At 68.5% G+C, this 17,486-nt stretch carries 21 protein-coding genes; 6 read left to right on the forward strand and 15 right to left on the reverse strand.

Annotated features, from left to right (window positions below):
• Nucleotides 1-224: TFIIB-type zinc ribbon-containing protein (locus GQS65_RS13075; RefSeq protein WP_303646298.1), on the reverse strand; the 224-nt coding region annotated here is incomplete at its 3' end.
• Between the two features lie 213 nt (nt 225-437).
• Between GQS65_RS13075 and GQS65_RS13080 the strand changes: the two genes are divergently transcribed.
• A complete protein-coding gene (locus GQS65_RS13080) occupies nt 438-959 on the forward strand; it encodes a DUF84 family protein (protein ID WP_158205087.1) in 522 nt (173 codons plus the stop codon).
• A gap of 34 nt (nt 960-993) precedes the next feature.
• On the opposite strand, the gene GQS65_RS13085 is transcribed toward GQS65_RS13080, so the two are convergent.
• Entirely contained in the window at nt 994-2,799 is a 1,806-nt protein-coding gene (locus GQS65_RS13085) for a flippase-like domain-containing protein (RefSeq protein WP_158205088.1), read from the reverse strand.
• Between the two features lie 198 nt (nt 2,800-2,997).
• Nucleotides 2,998-3,153 (reverse strand): hypothetical protein, encoded by a 156-nt coding sequence (locus tag GQS65_RS13090; protein WP_158205089.1) that lies wholly within the window; start codon nt 3,151-3,153, stop codon nt 2,998-3,000.
• A gap of 195 nt (nt 3,154-3,348) precedes the next feature.
• On the opposite strand from GQS65_RS13090, the gene GQS65_RS22140 reads away from it, so the two are divergent.
• Both GQS65_RS22140 and GQS65_RS13100 read left to right on the forward strand, forming a co-directional pair.
• Nucleotides 3,349-3,528: a twin-arginine translocation signal domain-containing protein gene (locus GQS65_RS22140; RefSeq protein ID WP_368280195.1), complete on the forward strand. Its 180-nt coding sequence runs from the start codon at nt 3,349-3,351 to the stop codon at nt 3,526-3,528.
• A 97-nt stretch (nt 3,529-3,625) separates the two neighbouring features.
• On the forward strand, nt 3,626-3,895 hold the full coding sequence (locus GQS65_RS13100) for a hypothetical protein (protein WP_158205091.1): 270 nt from the start codon (nt 3,626-3,628) through the stop codon (nt 3,893-3,895).
• Nucleotides 3,896-3,907: 12 nt separating this feature from the next.
• On the opposite strand, the gene GQS65_RS13105 is transcribed toward GQS65_RS13100, so the two are convergent.
• The 4 genes from GQS65_RS13105 to GQS65_RS13120 all read right to left on the reverse strand — a co-directional run bounded on the left by GQS65_RS13105 (nt 3,908) and on the right by GQS65_RS13120 (nt 8,795).
• A complete protein-coding gene (locus GQS65_RS13105) occupies nt 3,908-5,635 on the reverse strand; it encodes a radical SAM protein (RefSeq protein ID WP_158205092.1) in 1,728 nt (575 codons plus the stop codon).
• Nucleotides 5,636-5,871: 236 nt separating this feature from the next.
• Complete coding sequence (locus GQS65_RS13110; protein WP_158205093.1) at nt 5,872-7,104, reverse strand: NAD(P)/FAD-dependent oxidoreductase; 1,233 nt, start codon at nt 7,102-7,104, stop codon at nt 5,872-5,874.
• The gene (locus tag GQS65_RS13115; protein WP_158205094.1) at nt 7,101-7,835 is read right to left on the reverse strand and encodes a creatininase family protein; all 735 of its coding nucleotides are present in this window, start codon (nt 7,833-7,835) and stop codon (nt 7,101-7,103) included. Before GQS65_RS13115 ends, GQS65_RS13110 begins: the two co-directional genes overlap by 4 nt.
• Nucleotides 7,836-7,958: 123 nt before the next feature.
• The gene (locus GQS65_RS13120; RefSeq protein WP_158205095.1) at nt 7,959-8,795 is read right to left on the reverse strand and encodes a DUF429 domain-containing protein; all 837 of its coding nucleotides are present in this window, start codon (nt 8,793-8,795) and stop codon (nt 7,959-7,961) included.
• A gap of 51 nt (nt 8,796-8,846) precedes the next feature.
• On the opposite strand from GQS65_RS13120, the gene GQS65_RS21425 reads away from it, so the two are divergent.
• The gene (locus GQS65_RS21425) at nt 8,847-9,005 is read left to right on the forward strand and encodes a DUF7559 family protein (RefSeq protein WP_199268464.1); all 159 of its coding nucleotides are present in this window, start codon (nt 8,847-8,849) and stop codon (nt 9,003-9,005) included.
• A 40-nt stretch (nt 9,006-9,045) separates the two neighbouring features.
• Complete coding sequence (locus GQS65_RS13125) at nt 9,046-9,633, forward strand: Hsp20/alpha crystallin family protein (RefSeq protein ID WP_158205096.1); 588 nt, start codon at nt 9,046-9,048, stop codon at nt 9,631-9,633.
• Between the two features lie 114 nt (nt 9,634-9,747).
• Here GQS65_RS13125 and GQS65_RS13130 read toward each other — a convergent pair whose 3' ends face one another.
• The 5 genes from GQS65_RS13130 to GQS65_RS13150 form a co-directional block, all read right to left on the reverse strand.
• On the reverse strand, nt 9,748-10,548 hold the full coding sequence (locus GQS65_RS13130) for a DUF7388 family protein (protein WP_158205097.1): 801 nt from the start codon (nt 10,546-10,548) through the stop codon (nt 9,748-9,750).
• Between the two features lie 246 nt (nt 10,549-10,794).
• Complete coding sequence (locus tag GQS65_RS13135; protein ID WP_158205098.1) at nt 10,795-11,394, reverse strand: NUDIX hydrolase; 600 nt, start codon at nt 11,392-11,394, stop codon at nt 10,795-10,797.
• Nucleotides 11,395-11,479: 85 nt separating this feature from the next.
• Nucleotides 11,480-12,007, reverse strand: a complete 528-nt coding sequence (locus GQS65_RS13140) for a DUF7109 family protein (protein ID WP_233265132.1) — start codon at nt 12,005-12,007, stop codon at nt 11,480-11,482.
• Nucleotides 12,004-13,101: a glycosyl transferase family 2 gene (locus GQS65_RS13145; protein WP_158205099.1), complete on the reverse strand. Its 1,098-nt coding sequence runs from the start codon at nt 13,099-13,101 to the stop codon at nt 12,004-12,006. The genes GQS65_RS13140 and GQS65_RS13145 overlap by 4 nt, the downstream gene beginning before the upstream one ends.
• Nucleotides 13,102-13,183: 82 nt before the next feature.
• The gene (locus GQS65_RS13150; RefSeq protein WP_368280146.1) at nt 13,184-14,446 is read right to left on the reverse strand and encodes an MFS transporter; all 1,263 of its coding nucleotides are present in this window, start codon (nt 14,444-14,446) and stop codon (nt 13,184-13,186) included.
• A gap of 330 nt (nt 14,447-14,776) precedes the next feature.
• Between GQS65_RS13150 and GQS65_RS21430 the strand changes: the two genes are divergently transcribed.
• A complete protein-coding gene (locus GQS65_RS21430) occupies nt 14,777-14,947 on the forward strand; it encodes an HVO_0758 family zinc finger protein (RefSeq protein ID WP_199268465.1) in 171 nt (56 codons plus the stop codon).
• A gap of 24 nt (nt 14,948-14,971) precedes the next feature.
• Here GQS65_RS21430 and GQS65_RS13155 read toward each other — a convergent pair whose 3' ends face one another.
• The 3 genes from GQS65_RS13155 to GQS65_RS13165 all read right to left on the reverse strand — a co-directional run bounded on the left by GQS65_RS13155 (nt 14,972) and on the right by GQS65_RS13165 (nt 17,467).
• The gene (locus GQS65_RS13155) at nt 14,972-16,063 is read right to left on the reverse strand and encodes an aldo/keto reductase (RefSeq protein ID WP_158205100.1); all 1,092 of its coding nucleotides are present in this window, start codon (nt 16,061-16,063) and stop codon (nt 14,972-14,974) included.
• 79 nt (nt 16,064-16,142) lie between these two features.
• Complete coding sequence (locus tag GQS65_RS13160) at nt 16,143-17,042, reverse strand: NAD-dependent epimerase/dehydratase family protein (protein WP_158205101.1); 900 nt, start codon at nt 17,040-17,042, stop codon at nt 16,143-16,145.
• The gene (locus GQS65_RS13165) at nt 17,039-17,467 is read right to left on the reverse strand and encodes a DUF5791 family protein (RefSeq protein WP_158205102.1); all 429 of its coding nucleotides are present in this window, start codon (nt 17,465-17,467) and stop codon (nt 17,039-17,041) included. Before GQS65_RS13165 ends, GQS65_RS13160 begins: the two co-directional genes overlap by 4 nt.
• Nucleotides 17,468-17,486 lie beyond the last annotated feature (19 nt).

Here is a 17,486-nt window from a genome sequence, read left to right on the forward strand (position 1 = left end):
TTTTGGTCTTTCTCCGCGGAGTCGAACGCCCGCCACTCGGGGCCGCGGTCGACGGCGTCCTCCTCGACGACGAGCCCGCAGTCCTCACAGACCGTCTCGCCGTGTTCGCTGTCGTTGATCAGTGAGCCTCCGCACTCCGGACAGTCGAGTCCCTCGCGCTCGTCGCTCCGCTCACTCTCCGCTTCGGTCGTTCTCTCTCGGGTTCTGGTATTCGGGTCACTCATTGGCTGAGGGCGCACGCTATCCGGGCAGGTATCCCCCGAAAATCCCGGACGGCTGGTTAGTGGATTACGTTCGCCCGAAACGTTCTTAACCATTCCGATACTCCTTCGAGTGGATACCAGAGATAACAATACTGTCACTTTGGTGTGAGTGTCCCACGTGCCCGACGGAGACGGTCCGCAAGAGCGAACATCCGGCGTGCGCACCACCGGTTCATGTACGTCGTCGTCGGGAGCGGTAACCCCGTCAAGCGCCGGGCCGTCGAGTCGGTCGTTCCATCGACGTGGACCGTCGAAGCGAGACGCGTCGCCTCGGGCGTCGCCGAACAGCCACGCGGACACGTCGAGACTCGGACCGGTGCGGAGAACCGCGCTCGTGCCGCATTCGAGGCCGCAGACCACCGCGAGGGCCGGACGCTCGGCGTCGGCATCGAGGGCGGTGTCGGCACGTTCGAGGGGAGCGAGACGCCGTTTCTCGTCAACTGGGCGGCCGCGACGGACGGCGAGCGCGTGACCTGTGCGGGCGGACCGTCGTTCCCGCTGCCCGAGCACGTCGCCCGCCGCGTCGCCGACGGCGAGGAACTCGGCCCCGTGATGGACGACGAACTCGGGGAGTCGGACGTCAAGAAGAAACAGGGCGCGGCGGGCGTGTTCACCGCCGGGATGGTCGACCGGGAGACGAGTCTCTCGACGGGCGTCGCCGCGGCGCTCGGCCCGTTCGTCTCCGAACAGTACTGAGCGCGACGGACCCGACGTGGTCGGACGCGTCGGGTCAGTCGTCCGTCTTCGACGCGTCGGGGGTCACGTCGCGTGACTCCTCGACGGCCGTCGTCAGCGAGACGTTGAGCAGGAGCGTCGAGACGACGCCACCGGCGAGCGTCACGAGGTTCTTCACCGCGTGGTCGACGACGGCCGCGCCGATGACGACGGGGTACGAGAGGGGCGTGAGCGCGACGAAGATGAGCGAGAACGCACCCTCGTAGAGGCCGATACCGCCGGGAGTCAGCGGGAGCACCTTCGCGAGGTTCCCGACGCTCACCGCGAAGAACCCCACGCTGACGAGTACCACCGGCGACAGCGTGACGTCGAACGCCGCGAACACGAGCAGCGCCGTGAGCACGTCCAGCGACCAGATAGCGAGACTCGACGCGCCGATGCGAGCGAAGGCGCGTCCGTCGCCCGCCACCTGCTGGACGTCACCGACGAACCGTTCGATGACGCCCGCGACGTAGTCGGCGTAGGAGTCGGAACTCAGTCGGCGGACCCCCCGGCGGACGAGGTTCGTCTCGGCGCGCGCGCTGACGAGGATGAGCGACACCGCACAGAGCGTGGCGACACCGACGAACGCGGCGACGGTGAACGCCTGTCGACCGCTCTGTGCGAAGTCACCCTCGACGGCCCCGAACCCGGTCGGGTCCGACAGTCCCGTCGCGGCCAGTCCGAGCAGGACGCTCCCTGCCAGCACCGTGATGGTCAGCAGGTCGAAGACGCGCTCGACGGCCAGCGACGCGAACCCCGAGGGGTACGGAATCCCCCGGCGGGCCTTGACGATGTACGCCCGGACGCCGTCCCCGAGTCGGGCGGGGAAGACGAGATTCCCCGTCTGTGAGATGAACACCGCCCCGGTCAGGAACCCGACCTTCTCGTGGTAGCCCAACTCCGCGAGGATGTCGTGGTAGCGCGCCCCCCGAAGCGGCCACGACAGCAGGTAGACCACCGCCGCCGCGACGACGTACGTCGGGTCGGCCTGCGCCATCTCGGCGAGGACCTGTTCGAAGTCGATGTACGACGTCATCAGGAGGACGGCGACGGCGACCAGCAGCGTCCCGGCGGCCATCGTCGCTCGTGGCGTCGCCCGCGGTTTGACGGAGAACTCGTACCAGCAGCGCAGAATCTGGCTGCCCATCCCGAAGACGTCCCGGACGAGGTCGACCTTCGTGTCGCCCTTCGGCGTCCAGCGCACGGGGAACTCGTTGATGCGGTAGCCCTGGCGCTGGGCGCGAACGAGCACCTCGGTGTCCCAGAACCAGTGCTGGTCCTCCACGTCGTCGAGCAGCGAGAACAGCGCCTCGCGGTCGAACGCCTTGAACCCACACTGGTGGTCACGGACGTCCGACCCGAGCATCGTCCGGGTGAGCGTGTTGAATCCACGGGAAGGGACGCCACGCTTCCGGGGGCGTTCGGCCACCTCGCCGGGCATCCAGCGCGATCCGGTCGCCACGTCGTACTCCCCGGTACGCACGGACTGGACCAACTCCTCGAGGTGGCGCATGTCCGTGGCGAGGTCCGTATCGAAGTAGACGAGCGTCTCGCCGTCGGCCTCGCGGAACGCCCGGACCAGCGCGCCGCCCCGGCCGAGTCGCTCGTCGGAGTGGACGTGTCGGACACGGTGGTCACGCCCCGCGAAACGAGCGGCTATCTCCGGGGTACGGTCGGCACAGCCGTCCTCCGCGACGATGACTTCGAACGAATCCTCGGGGAGAAACGAACCGAGCGTGTCGAGGGTCGTCTCGATGGTCCCCTCGATGGTCGCCTCCTCGTTGTACGCGGGGAGGACGACGCTCACCTCGATGGTCATTGCTCGCGGTTGCGCGCTGTGACGTATGAACCTTCTGGGTGCGTATCGAATCAGGCGTGGATGGATCGCCGGAGACAAATCAAAACAGGCGGCGGTCAGTACTACAAGCGGAACGCAAGACACGATATCGACCGTTTCGCAACCACGGATAAGTACCACCCATCGATGTGTCGGGAAGTCGAACCTCTCGGAGACGGACTACTGGAGTGCTGACCGCACCAGCTGTACGGCCACCATCACGATAGCGACAAATGCAGCAGCGACGCCGCCGAAGAACACGCCACGAATCAGTACCTCGAAGAGCGATGCGTCGCCTCCGGTGATCCACTGATGCGCAACGAAGAGGAGTATCATCAGTACGAGGAGCCACCCCATTCAGTCGAAGTGCGTGGAGCATGAACGCTGGTCATCAGACTGGTCAGATGCGCTACGGAATAGTAACGCTGCTTACTCTTTTCTGTGCATACAACTAAGTCGAGCGGTATCTAGTGACAGAACAAGCTTGAGCTGGATTGAAGCCATCGGTGTTCTCAGAACTACGAGTTCTAAATCGATAACAACAGTCGTCGGGATTTCATGAAGGCAATGGGAGTCGGTGCAGCTTCACTGATGCTGACGGGGAGTGTCTCCGCGAAGCCGGGAAAAAAACAGCCAAACCGGAGACGGGGGAGACAAAAACGGGCCCGAGGTCCAACCGCAATTCATCACAAACGCAACGGGAGTGTTTAGCCCACAGACTGTCAACACTGGTCAATACACCACGCTTCAGAGTACTTGGGGGGTGACCACGCCGACGGTTACCGACTATCATCAGTTCGATGTACTCGTGGAAGCCGATAAGGTCTACAGACCCACGATAACCTCCGGGAACTTCCAGGCGGGGGATATCAAGAAGAACTGGGTATACGCGAGTGATAGTCCAATCGGGCCTGCATACCACTTCCAGGCAAAGACGTGGATAACCGCACCCTTCGGCACAACCGTCTATCTCAACTCGAAGATGAAGGCGAACGCTGCCAGCGGACGAGCAAAGTCGTACACTGGCGCGTACTGGCCGTACCCAGCGTGGGCAACTGCTTGGTTGGACAGCAACTGAATTTGTCCGTACTCAGTCCGCGCCTTCGGGCGACCGAACCTCCGCGAAGTCGACCAGCGAGGTCTCCACACGCTCTTCGGCGTCCGAGAGCGCGTCGAACGGCCGGTCCACCACGAGGTTCCCGGCACGCTGCTTGCCGAGACCGGGAATCGCGGTGAGTTCGTCCATCGACGCCGCGTTGACGTCCAGCGGGTACGGCACCCCCGACACCGAGCGATAGCCGTGGTCGGTGACCGCGAGGTCAAGCGTCTGTCCGAGTTCGTGTTCGCCCGGAATCGCCACGAGCAGGGGGTAGGTCCCCAACTGGCGGCCGAACGTCTTGCCGTCCTGGTGGTACTCCAGGTGGACGTCCGGCAGGCGTGTGCCGGCGGGGGCCACGCGGCGCAGCATCGGCCGGTCGATCTCCTCGCGGACGCGGGTCTTGTACTGCTTGAACAGCTTCTTGTGGTCTTTCGCTATCTGTGACCCCGTCTCGGACATCTCGGTGCCGTCGAACGCCATCACCTGCCGGATGTTGACCCGCCGGAGCATCAGGCCCGCGTCGTACACCCGGTGGAGGAACTGCTCGTTGAGTTCGTAGGTCTCGCGGGTCTCGCCCTTCAGCCCGTGGAGCAGGTTGATGCCGGGCAGGAGTTTCGGGAGTCGTGTAGCCGCGTCTTCCCCGTGTGTGGGGGCCTTCGAGGGGTCTTCACCCGGTCGCCACCCCGCCGCCTCGTTGACGATGCGGACCGCCTCGAAACACTCGTCGGCGGTGACGTTGAGATTGTTCTCCTCCTGGACGACGGGGTCGGCGGATTCGAGGCCGAACGCGGCGGTGTCGCCGGGCGTGTTGTGTTCGGCGATGACCTCGATACCCTCCCGCGAGCGCTCGGGGTACTCCACGACGGTGATGGGGTTCATATTGTCGAGGTGGAGCGTGCCGAGGTCGGGGGCCACCGCCCGAATCCCGCCGTACAACTCGCGTAGAGCGTCGGGGTTCGGAGCCTCGCCGTCCCCACCGTACGCGAGGATGTCGGCCTGTCGACCCAGTCGGAAGTGCCGGACACCACGTTCGTAGAGTGCCTCGACCTCCGAGACGACCGTCTCGGGCGGCCGGAAGGTGGGGTTGCCGTACAGCGGTTCCGTACAGAACGAGCAGCGATACGGACAGCCCCGACTCGTCTCCAACTCGGCGATGAGGTAGTCGGGGTGGTTCGGGTGACTCTCGACGACGAACGCGCCCTGCTTCGCCCAGCGCGTCACCTCCTCGACGTCGCGCATCCGGTTGTTGAACCCTTCGAGGCCGCTCTCGACGAGGTCGAACGCGGCCGCCTCGACGTCGCCCTTGGCGACGAAGTCGTAGTCGAGGTCCTTGCGCTCCATGTCGCTCCCGCCCTCGTTCTGGTCGCCGACGCCGAAGCGGACCGGCCCGCCCATCAGCGTCGTCCCGTCGGCGGTCCACGCCATCCGACGGACCTCGTCGGGTTCGGCGGGCGTGCCGCCGACGTACTTGCCGGGAACGGTCATCCCGCCGATGTAGACCAGCAGGTCGGCCTCCTCGACGTCCTGCCACTTGCCGGGCGTCTCGCGGAGCGCGTCGATGGTGTGGTAGGTGATTCGCTCCTCGGGGACGCCGGCGTCAACGAGCGCGCCGGCGGTGTATCGGGGGTACGTCGAGACGTACGGCGGCACCCCGAAGTGTGCCGGCTCGTCGACGTAGCCGTCCACGAGCGTCACGTCGAGCGTCGCCGGGTCGGTCATGGGCGTCTTACCGGGCCGACGTGGAAAACGATGACGACACTGGATGGTTCGCTCAGTTCGTCTCCGAGAAAAGCAGAGGACGACACCTCGGAAGCCCCCGCGCTCACGACTCGGTACGGCGGGCGCGCTCTTCGGCTCGCTCGTTTCACTCGCTCCCCTGCGGCGCTCGCCCGTCCGCGCCTTCGCCCTGAGCGCGGCCCCTTCCAGTCCCACCCCGCAGACGACGGTCGTGGCAGTCAGTCCAGTTCCATCCCCTCGACGATGTCGAACTGTTCGTCCCCGTCGAACCGGTTCGGGTCGAAGGCGTCGATACCGTCGCCGCCGAGCATCTGGTCGGCCATCCGCTCGGCCATCGCGGGGGCACGCATGAAGCCGTGGCCCTGCCAGCCGGCGGCGACGTAGAGTCCGGGTGCACGCTCACCGAACAGCGGGTGCCCGTCGGGCGTCGCGGTACAGAGGCCCGCCCACGCTCGGTCGACGGGGTAGCTTCGTCCGAACGCGGTTTCGAGGTAGCCGGCGCAGTCGGCGACGAACCAGTCGTCCGCGTCACGGTCCCAGTCGTCCGGGTCACGCTCGATGAGTTCGGTGCCGTCACCAGAATCCCACGGGTTCTGGTTTGCTTGTGAATCGCCGCGCGATTCACAACCGTCCCCGACGAGGAGACCACCTTCACGCGGCCGGAGGTAGTAGCCGCCCGACGCGTCGTAGCACATCGGTGCGCGGTCGGTGATGGGGTCCGCCTCGGTGACGAGTGCCTGCACGCGGTAGGGTTTGAGCGGAATCGGGTGGCCGGCGTCGGCGAGCACCTGCCGAGAGTGTGCGCCCGCGGCGACGAGGACGGCGTCGAAGTCCTCGTGGCCGTCGTCCGTCTCGACCGTCGGCCCGCCCTCGCCCGGCAGGAGTCGGGCGGTCGTCCCCTCTCGAACCTCGACACCCGCCTCGCGCGCTTCGTCGGCCATCGCCGCCGTGTACGCGCCGGGGTCGGTGTAACCGGCGTTCCGGGCGACCGCAGCCACCAGCACGTCGTCGGTTCGGAGGTCCGGGAACTCCCCGCCGAGGGTCGTCGGGTCGACCAGCGAGACGTCCCGGTCGTGGTCGCGCATCCGGGCGACGCCCTCGCGGATGGCCTCCGCACGTCGCTCGTCGCCCTCCCGGACGAGGATGACGTAGGGGCAGTCGACGAACTCGAACGCGCCCGTCCCGGAGAACTCGCGGAAGCGGTCGAGCGCACGCTCCCCGAGTTCGGCGTCGATACGGTCGGCGTAGGCGTCGTAACAGACACCCGCCGCCCGGCCGCTCGCACCGTCGGCGACGGCTCCGCGCTCGTACAGCGTCGCGCTCGCCCCGCGTACGGCGAGGTCGTGGGCGGTCGTGACGCCGACCGCGCCACCACCGACGACGGCGACCTCGACGGCGCGTTCGACCTCGACGGCACCGACGGGCGTGACCGCGCTCGCACCCTCGCTCATCGGTGGGGTTCGGCGAGCAGGTCCTCGAAGGGCCGGTCGGCCAGCCAGTCCACGAAGGCGTCGAGTTCGGCGACGCTCTCCTCGAACATGTCCTCGCCGAGCATCGCCGACCCCTCGGCGGGGTGGCCGACCGCGCCGCTCTCGGTGAAGTCCGCGGTGTCGAACCCGATAGACGCGCCGTGAACGCGCTTGCCCCACGACTCGGTACCGTCCTGCTCGGCCTCGACGAGCCGCTCCTCGTCGACGAGGGCCGGTGCGAGGTGCTGGACCATGCTCGTCTCGTGCTGGTCGGCGTGGCCGATGACGTAGTTCGCCGCGTCCCACCAGTGCCACGGCGCGCAGAACGCCGTCTCCTCGGCTCTGAGGGTGCGGGCCGCCCGCTCCAGCGCGGGCTTGTTCCCGCCGTGGCCGTTGACGACCGCGACCTTCCGGACGCCGTGGCCCGCGAGGCTCTCGACGGTCTCTCGGACGAACCGCTCGAACGTCTCGTCGCTGACCGAGAGCGTCCCGTGGAACTGCCGGTGGTGGTCGCTGACGCCGACGGCGAGCGTCGGGAGGACCGTCGCGTTCGGGTTGTCGAGGGCCCCGGCGATGCGGTCGGCGACGAGGTGGTCCGTCGACAGCGGGAGGTGCGGGCCGTGCTGTTCGGTCGACCCGACGGGGAGGACGCCGACCGAGACGTCGTCCAGCGCGTCGGCGAACGACCGTGTCGTGTGGTCTGCGAGCGACATACGCGCCGATGGCGAGGGAGCCACTTAACTGCCCGAGCAGTGGCGTCGTCCGACACACCGTGATGGTTGGTTACAATACTGAGGCTCTCGGCCTGTCACGAACGGTCACGGCGGGAAGACCGTTCAGACGTAGATGTAGCCCTCCACCGGGTGGTACTCGCGGTCGGGGTCGAACCCGTCCCGACTCGCCCGACAGGTCGCGGACGCTGCGAGCACCGCGTCGAGGGCGTCCCCGCCCTCGTCGTCCAGCGCCGCGTCCCGGACCGACTCGCTCAGGGTGAGCATCTCGGGGAGTCCGTCGAGGATGCGCTCGCGGCGTTCGCGGTACTCCTCGCGGTCGGCGGCGCTGGCGTCCTTGTAGCGCTCGCTGGGGAGGTCGAGCGAGCGGAGCGTCGCGGCGGGGTAGACCTCACAGAGTGTCGGTCGGTCGTCGACCTCGGTCTCCCCGTCACGGCCCTGCATCGGTGCGACGACCGCGGCACCGTCGGTGACGAGCGGTCCGAGGACGTCCCGAATCCCGTAGAACGTCTGGTGGGCGACCAGCCAGTGGTACGGCGAGGACGCTCCGACCTGTTCGTCGGTCGTCCGGTCGACGAACGTGCGCTCGCCGTCGGTCCGGTACTCGACGCGCTCGCTACAGACCGCCTGCATGTCCTCGGGGCCGTCGAACTCGCCGGGGAACCAGCGGAGGAACTCCGGCCAGTACTCCGCGTCGTGGACCGCCACCGGGAGACCGAACGAGAAGTCCAGCCCGGCGGCGTCCGCCCGCTGGAGGCGCTCGACGAGTTCGGCGAGTGCCGGCCCGCGCTCGGCCGTGCCTGCGAGGTCCGCCAGCGAGCGACACCGTTCGACGTGGAGGCCGTCGGGTCCGTCATCGTCGGCTTCGAGACGAGCCTCGGCCAGCCACGTCTTCTCGCCGGCCGCCGCCGCGCCGCTGAAGTCGACGCCGTAGATGTCCATACCACACACGAGGCCGCCGTATTGATTAGCGGTCCGGGCGTAGCCCCGTCCATGCCGAAGACGATGGAGGTCAAGTGTACGGAGTCGGAGTGCGAGTTGGACATGTTCGAGCTACACTACACCTACGATATGCCCGACGAGACGGGCATCGAGGACTTCACCTGTCCGTACTGTGGCTCGCGGGACGGACTCGAAGAGATCGTGCTCTGAGCGGGGAACGACTAAGAGCATGACGGGCGAACCTCGACACATGTTCAAGGAGTTGGGCGAGCGCGTCGAGAGTACCGTCCTCGAAGGCATCGGTCGGTCCTCCGCGCGCTGGCAGGAGCGCACCCCGCTGAAGGTCGACCTGTTGGAGAGCGACGAGGCCTTCCTCGCCGTCTTCGACGCCCCCGGCGTCCGCCGTGAGGACGTCGAGGTCCGGTTCGACGAGAACACGCTGTTCGTCCGTATCGACCGCTTCCGGGAGTTCTACGACGACCACGACATGCGTCTCCCCGGTCGCGGCCTCTCACTGGACGGGTCGGTCGACCTGCCGACGGACGCCACCGTCGACGCCCGCGAGGCCGAAGCGACCGTCACCCAGAACGGCACGCTCCGCGTCCGCATCCCGAAGACCGAGACCGGCCGCGAGGTGACCGTCGACGACGAGTCGGTCCCTCACGACACCGACGGCGACTCGACGGAGGAGGGGTCCAGTGACGCGCTCGGTGACACGAGCGTCGACACCGACGACGTGGGCAGCGCCAACGACGCCGAGACGGGACTCGACGAAGAGGAGATTCCCGACGGCCCCGAGGACGACGCGTTCGAGGGACCGGACGACGGCGAGCAGTAGCGAGTCCCCGTCTGCCGGCGAATCGTCGGGGCGTACCGTCGAGAGGACAACGACGAGGAGCAGTCCGCACACCCACACGACCGTTCTCCGCTCTCTGCTCTCTACCCCGCGGCGCTACCGGAACGCGTCGAGGCCACGTGCCGGGTAGCCGACCACCGTCTCGACGCCCGCCTCGTGGAGCCTCTCGACCCGTTCGGCCACCTCGGCGGGCGTCCCCGCCAGCGCGTAGTCCGCACTCGCCGCGAGCAACACCTCCCGAGCGCGGCCCGTCGCCGTCGCGTCCGTCGCACAGCCATCGGGCAGTGCCGCCCGGACGGGACCGCGCCGTGCGACGTACCCACCGAGCGCGTCGAGCAGCGCGTCCTCGTCGTCGGTGAGCACCGTCGGTGCGTACACCGCGAGCGACCCGTCGAACCCCATGCGACGCATCGCGCGGATCTCGCCGACCGTCGAGCGGTCGAGCAGGTCGTACTGGACGGCCTCGTCGGCGACCGAGAGCGCGAGTCGTTCGACGCTCTCGGTGCCGACCCACGGCGTCACGTCGCTCCCGTGCTCGGCGTGCCAGTCCAGCGCGGCCCGCAAGCGGGGGGCGACGGCTCGTGCTCGCTCGGCGTCGTCGAGGTACGCGCCGTTGCCCGCGACGAACGTCAGCGCGACGTTCTCGGGGACCGCCCGGAGCAGCGAGTCGTCGCCCAGCGGGTCGAACCCGTCGGCGCGGACCGGCGCGGTGAGCAGGAGCGTGCGGTCGGCGGCGAGGGCGACGAGCGTCTCCGGGTCCGGCAGGTGGGCACCGCCCTCGTAGTCCAGCGCGAGCGTGTCCACGTCGAGGCGGGCGGCGACCGTGAGGTCGTGTTCGATCGGTTTCAGCGCGAGCGCGTCCAGTCCGGTTCGGGTGTAGGTGTCACTCGTCAACATAGCGTTCGTCGGGTCGAGAAGGCGTGGCTATAGCGAACGCGGAACGCGACCAGCCACGGGTGCGACCATAGACGTGTTCGGGTGTGGGACGGGTAAGAGCGTGTCGCTGTCCGGCAGGAATTGCCTCGGTGGAGTCGTTCAGTTCGAGGTTGATTCCGTTAGAGCAGTCCCGAACAACGCTGAAGCCCTCGCACGGAGGACTCGCTCGAGACCACGAACTCGACCACAGAGCCAGTCATCGAACACTCAAACGGGGAAGTCGGCGTCCGGGTCGACGACCCGGTCCGGTTCGGCGGGCGCACGCCAGTCGGTCGCCAGTTCGAGGAACTGCACGAGCATCCGGCCGGTCGCCCCCCAGACGGTGTAGCCGTCGACGTGGAAGTAGTGGATACGGAACGACCCACGGCGCGGGTCGTCGCGGCGCTCGGACTCGTAGTTCGCCGGGTCGGTCAGGTCCGCGACCGAGAGGATAGCGACCTCGGCGACTTCGCGGCCGTCGGGGACGAACTCCGCGTCCGGGACGCGAGCGACGAACGGTCGCACGGAGTAGTCGGTGATGGTCGGGATGTCGTCGAGTCGTCCCACGACCTCGACGGTCGAGGGGTCGAGCGCCACCTCCTCGTTGGCCTCGCGTAACGCCGTCGCCAGCAGGTCCTCGTCGTCGGGTTCGGCTCCACCGCCCGGAAACGCCATCTGCCCGGCATGCTCCCCGAGGTGGTCGGCACGCTTGACGAACACGACCGCAGGACCGTCGGGTCGGTCGACGACGGGCACCAGCACGGCCGCCTCGCGGCTCGGACCGGTCACGCCGACCGGGTCGTGCGCGGCGAGACGGGAGAGGTCCATACCCCGCAGACGGCGGGCGTCGATTTACGTCCTACGCCCCCCGTGTTGTGTGGTACCACTCCCCGTCTCGTGTCGGGGCAGTCACTCAGTCGGGTCCGGCGTCGTCGAGTCGCTGTCGGACCTCGCGCACGTCGACCGGTCCCCACGCTTCGAGGTCGTAGCTCACGTCGACCAGTCGCTCGACGGTGGACGCGTCCTCGACCCCCTCACCCGGACCGAGTGCCCGTGCTGCCTCCTCGCGGAACCGCTGCTCGGCGGCCCGGGCGACGGCCTCGGTCGGCGGCGTCTCGTGGGTCACGTCGAGGATGTGCGGGAGGTCCGCGGCGTTCTCGGGCAGGGTCGGGAACGCCGCCGGTCCGACCACGAGCAGGCCGTCGTACTCGACGAGGTGGTAGGAGGCGACTGCCTCCTCGACCACGGTGTCGGGCGGGGTGTCGACGCCGCGTTTGAACGCGAGTTCGGCGAGCGCCTTCCGCAACTCGGCGGGCGCGAGCGCCCCGAACAGGTCGACGATACCCGCGAGGTCGTCGGCGTCGACGGCGAGCGTCTCGGTCTCCGACCCCTCCGGCGCTCCCGCCGCCGACTCGTCGTCCCCGTCGCTCTCCTCGCTCATCGCTCGGCCTCCACGTCGACGGTCGTGGCCTCGTGAACGTCGTCCCCCGAGATGGGCGCGTCGCGCCACGCCGGCAGTCGCGCGTCGGTCTCGGGCGCGCGGATGGCTCCCGCGTACTCCGCGACCTGCTGGCGTTCGCCCGCGGTGTCGTACTCGAAGCCGTTGAACGCCGCGTCGGTGGCGTACTGACGAACGAGCGCGTCGGCGGCCTCGCGGTAGGCGTCGGGAAGCGTCCCGAAGTCGACGTCGAGACCGACGTCGGCGAGCGCGTGGAACAGCGCGTCAGCGACCTCCTCGCTCATCGTCCCGAGACCGCTCGGCCCGGAGACGGCGCGGTGGTCGTGCTCGTGGAACCCGAGGTCGACCTGTGCGGTGCCCTCGAAGCCGGCGTGGGCGAACGCGTCGCCGAGCGTGCCGACTTCGAGGCCCCACCCGCGCTGGACGCGCAGGGTCGCCGCGAGGTCCGCCGTCGCGGCGAACTCGCCGGCCAGCGCGTAGCGGAACGCGTCGAGGTAGTCGAGCAACGGCGCGTCGTGGCGCGATTCGAGCGCCCGGACCAGCGGCGTGTAGAACAGCCGAAAGAGCCGTCCGTAGAGTTTCTGGTCCTCGACACGGGCGTAGTAACCCTTCGTGAAGGCGAACCCGCGAGCGAGCGGGAACAGCAGGCGGGCGACGTGTCGCTCGGAGTAGTTCGTCGCGTCGGCGTCGTGGACGACGACGTACTCGCTGTCGCCGGCCAGCGCGACGCCGAGTGCCAGCCAGACGTCCCGGCCCTTCCCGCGCGTGCCGTTCAGGTCGCTCGCGTCGAGCAGGTCGTGAATCCGTGGCCCGTCACACCAGACGACGTCGACGGGCAGCGAGAAGCCGTCGAGCCAGTCGACGACGTCGCCGAGACGGTCGGGACTCGCTCTGAGGGCGACGACGACGCGGGCGGGCGAGAGCCGTTCGAGCGTGCGGAGGACACCCTCGGCGGCGAGGCTGGCGTACTCGCGTTCGGTCATCGGGACGACGACGCAGGCGCGGTCGGTGGGGGCGGTCGGAACCGGGTCCGCGAAGTCGTGGAGCGTCGTGACTCGCTCCTGTACGTACTCCATCGAGGGGACGTGCGGGCGGCGTGAGCAAAAGTCCGGGCGGTTCGACCCGTCGGGGTCGGAGGCTCCTCCGGTCGTCGGTGGGTCAGTCGTCGGTCATCGGGTCCGACCGCGGCGTGCTCGCGGGGCGTTCGCCGCCGACCGCTCGCTCCGGGAGGAGGTCGGCCTGATAGAGCGCGAACAGGATACCCATCGCGCCGAGGACGACCATCGCTGCGCCCGAGACGAGCGGGTCCCACGCGATGCCCGTGTCCAGCAGCGCACCGAACACTACCGACCCGAACGCCTGCGGGAGCATCATCGTCCCGCTGAACACGGCGTAGGTACTCGCACGCTGGTGGTCGGGGGTCGACGAGAGCATGTAGGTGTCGGCCGCGGGGAACAGCATGTGGATGACGAACCCGACGACGGCGCTGACGAGCGCCAGTGCGAAAAAGCCCGAGACGGTCGAGAGCACGAGCAGCGACAGCGCGAACGTCGTCGAGATACCGATGAGAAACGGGACCTTCGGGAGGCGCTCGACGAGGTCACCACCGGCGACGAACGCCGGGATGCCCGCCGCGAACAGCACCGTCAACAGCGTGTTGGCGGCCGGGTCCGACAGCGCCTTCGCCTCTATCATGTACTTGACGTAGAAGTTGAAGACGCCGTTCCAGACGAGGCCGGTGACGGCGACGAACGCGATACCCGAGACGATGAGTTTCCACTGCGTCCTGGCCGCCCCCACAAGGTCGCGGTCGGTCGTCGCGCTCTTCGTCTCCGTCGAGCGGCCCACGACGTAGGTGGCGAGCGTGGCAAGCGCCGAGACGGCCGCGAGCAGGTAGAACGTCGCCCGCCAGTCGGCGACGATGAGGACGGCGACGACGATGGGCGCGGCGAGGACGGCCGCGAACTGGCTGGCCGCGCCGTGGACACCCATGACGCGCCCCACCCGGTCGGGGAACAGCTGGCTCAACAGCGGGTTCGCCGAGAGGAAGTACGCCCCGCTGGCGGTGCCGAGCGCGAACGCACCGATCATCAACGACCCGACCGGCGTGAGCGTCAGCGTCCGGCCGAGCACGTCGACGGAGAACGACGGCGCGAGCGCGGTGAACAGCGAGGAGCCGACGAGGACGACGCCGGAGGCGAGCACCATCGTCTCGCGGGACACCTTCGTCAGCAGGTAGCCGACGGGGAAGCGTGGAATCGCCGACCCGAACCACGTCAGTCCGGCGATGACGCCGAGCGTCGACGCCGACACCCCGAACTCGGCTTCGAGCGGGACGACGAGCGGCGCGAAGACGATGCGCGCGAGGTTGACGAGGAACACCATCGCGCACAACGAGCCGAACAACTGGCGACGAGACACGGAACAGAGTATCAACTGCGCGTGTTCAAAGCTTGCGGAACAGTCAGTCTCTGTCGTGGTGTGCCGTGGCTTGGATGTGGGGTTGTGAACTGTGACAACTGTCGTGGGATACTGGCTGCGGTTACCTCGAAAGCCCCGAGACGCTCGTGAACCGAGACGACGTAAGCACAGGAGCGAGCGCTAGCGAGCGAAGCGCGCAGCGAGTCGCCCGAGTCCTCGCACCGGGGGCTTTCGAGGTGGTCTCGACTCTACTCCACTCACAGTACCCAGAGAAACGGACACCTGCTAGCGGACGGCGCTTTTTTTACCCCCCTTCCCCCACAGCAGGCTATGGAATCAGTTCGGAAGGGCCTGCGCGCAGGCGACATCGAGAAGGACACCTACGAGCGGTTGGTCTGTGCGGCCTGTAGCGAACAGCTCGACACGAAGTCCGACCCCGACGAGATAGGGAAGGTGCGACGCTGTCCGGAGTGTGGCACCGAGTGGCGACAGCTCGGTTGAGTCGGCCGACGCGTCCCACCCCCGCTACTCGAACGTCTCGTCGAACGCGTTCGCGCCCATCGGCTCGAACGTCCCCGCCGCCACGTTCTCGTCCAGATGTTCGACCGAACTCGCCCCGACCAGCGACGACGTCACGCCGGGAGCAGAGCGCGCGAAGTTGATCGCTCGCTGGGCGGGCGTGTCGCCCGCGAGTCTCGACGCGACGGCGTCCGGAATCGACCCCGCCTGCGCCAGCTCTCCCTGTGCGATGGAGGCGCTCGTGAACACGTTCAGTCCCGACTCGTGGGCGAACCGGAGCGCGCTCTGTGGCCCGTCGACGGAGTCGTGGGGCGCCACGGTGAACGCGTCGGCCATGTGGACGTTGAACGGCAACTGGACCGCCCGGAAGTGCGTCGCCTCCGTCCCGGCCGCGTCCGAGGCCGCCCGCGCCCGGTCGACCAGTTCCGACAGCGAGAGGTGTAACTCGTGGTCCGCGGACACCCGCAACGCCTGCCACGTCGCCACGCCGTAGTGGTTCAGGTCGCCAGCGGCCGCCCGCTCTTCGAGCCGTGTGAACGTCGCCTCCAGCTGGTCGTACACCGCCTCGCGCGAGCGCTTGCCCAACTGTGTCTCCGGGTTGTGGACGTAGTAGCAGTCGACAGTGTCGAGGCCGAGGTTCGACAGCGAGCGACTCAGCTGGTCGTCGATGAACTCGGGGGCGATGCAGTGGACGCCGCGGGCGAACTGGTCGGCGTCGGCGATGCCCGAGTCGAGGTACTCCTCGCGGACGTACGCACCGGGGTCGTCCGGGCGCACGGCGTCGAAGCCGACGAAGCCGCCCTTCGTCGCCACCATCACGGCGTCCCTGTCGACGTGACTCTCGGCGAGGGCCTTCCCGACGACGCGCTCGGAGCGCTGGTTGCGGTAGTTGATGGCCGTGTCGACGACGTTGCTGCCGTGTTCGAGCGCCCGCTTGACCGTCGTCTCGTAGCGCTCGTCGACCGCGTCCGTCGGGTCGCCGAGGTAGGTCCCGAGACCGACGCTCGACACGACGCCCTCGCCGAACCGCCGGAAGTACGTCCGGGCGAACTCGGGGTGCTCGTTGCGATACGCCCACGTCGCCTCCTTCGTCACCATACCCGGCCTACTGGCTCGGCGGGCTTCAGTGGTCCGCGACGGGGACCGGTCCCGAACGACGGCGCGAACCGCGGGGCGTTCAGTCCGTCGACCCGAGGTCCGCTCGGTCGGCCTCGACGGCCGCTCGATACCCCTCGCGGTAAGTCGGGTAGGCGAACTCGTAGCCGAGTTCGTGCAGACGGTCGTTCGAGCAGCGCTTGCTCGTCCGCAGACGGCGCTCGGCGGCCGCCGAGAGGTCGCCCGCGTCGAGTCGCTCCTCGACGGTCCGTTTCTCCGGCGGTTCGACGCCACACTCGTCGGCCAGCCAGTCGGCCAGCGACCAGCGGTCGACCGGTTCGTCGTCCACCGCGAGCACCACGTCGTCGTCCGGGTCGGTGTCGAGGACGAACTCGACGACTCCGGCCGCATCGTCGCGGTGGAGCATGTTGAGGTAGCCCTGCGTTACCGGTCCCTCGACGTACCGTTCGAGGCGGTAGCGGTCGGGGCCGTACAGGCCCGCGAACCGGACGACGGTACCGTCGATGCCGTGCTCGGGCGCGTCCTCGCGGGCGACACGCTCGGCCTCGACGAGCACCTCGGCCTTCTCGGTCTGCGGGTCGAGCGGCGTCCCCTCGTCGACCCACTCGCCGTCGTGGTCGCCGTAGACGCTCGTCGAGGAGGTGTAGACGAGTCGCTCGGGCGGCGAGGGGCGCTCGGCGAAGTGCTCGACGACGGTTCGGAGGCCGTCGACGTACACCTCGCGGGCCGCCTCCGCGCCACGGCCACCGGAGGAGGCGGCGAACACGAGGGCGTCGCAGTCCGGCACCACGGAGAGTTCGGTGTCGTCGGTGACGTCCGCACGGACGGCGCTCGCGCCGGTCGCCTCGATGGCGGCGATACCGGCGTCCGAGCGGCGAACGCCGGTGACGTCGTGGTCGGGGTGGAGACGGCGACACAGTTCGACGCCGACGTAGCCCGCGCCGAGGACGACGACCCTCATCGTTTGCGCGTCTCGATGGCGTGGTGGATGCGAGCGTACTCCCCCAGCGAGACCGGGAAGCGCCCCTCTATCATCTGTTGGATCTCCTTGGGTTCGAGTTCCGCACCGACGTCGCTCGACAGCGTCTCCACGTCGACGACGGCCATCGACATCCCCATCATCAGCGCGTCGAGCGCCTCGGCCCGGATGGCGTCGGCGTCGGGCGTCTCGGCGTCGAGGGCGAGGACGGCCGCGGCCTCCTCCAGCGTCACCTCGACGTCCTCCTCGGCCGCCAGCGCGTCGACCGTCCTCCGCGGGACGCCGGCGTCGCTGGCGACGGTCCCGGCTCCGAGCGCGTCGATGGTCTCGCGCAGGCGGTCCTCGTAGCTCGTTCGGAGTTCCGCGACGGAGAGCGCGGCCGGGTCGTCGACCGTGTCCTGGATCATCACCCCACCGTAGCAGGTG

It is taken from the genome of Halomarina oriensis (genome assembly GCF_009791395.1).
In the GTDB taxonomy this organism is placed as follows: domain Archaea; phylum Halobacteriota; class Halobacteria; order Halobacteriales; family Haloarculaceae; genus Halomarina; species Halomarina oriensis.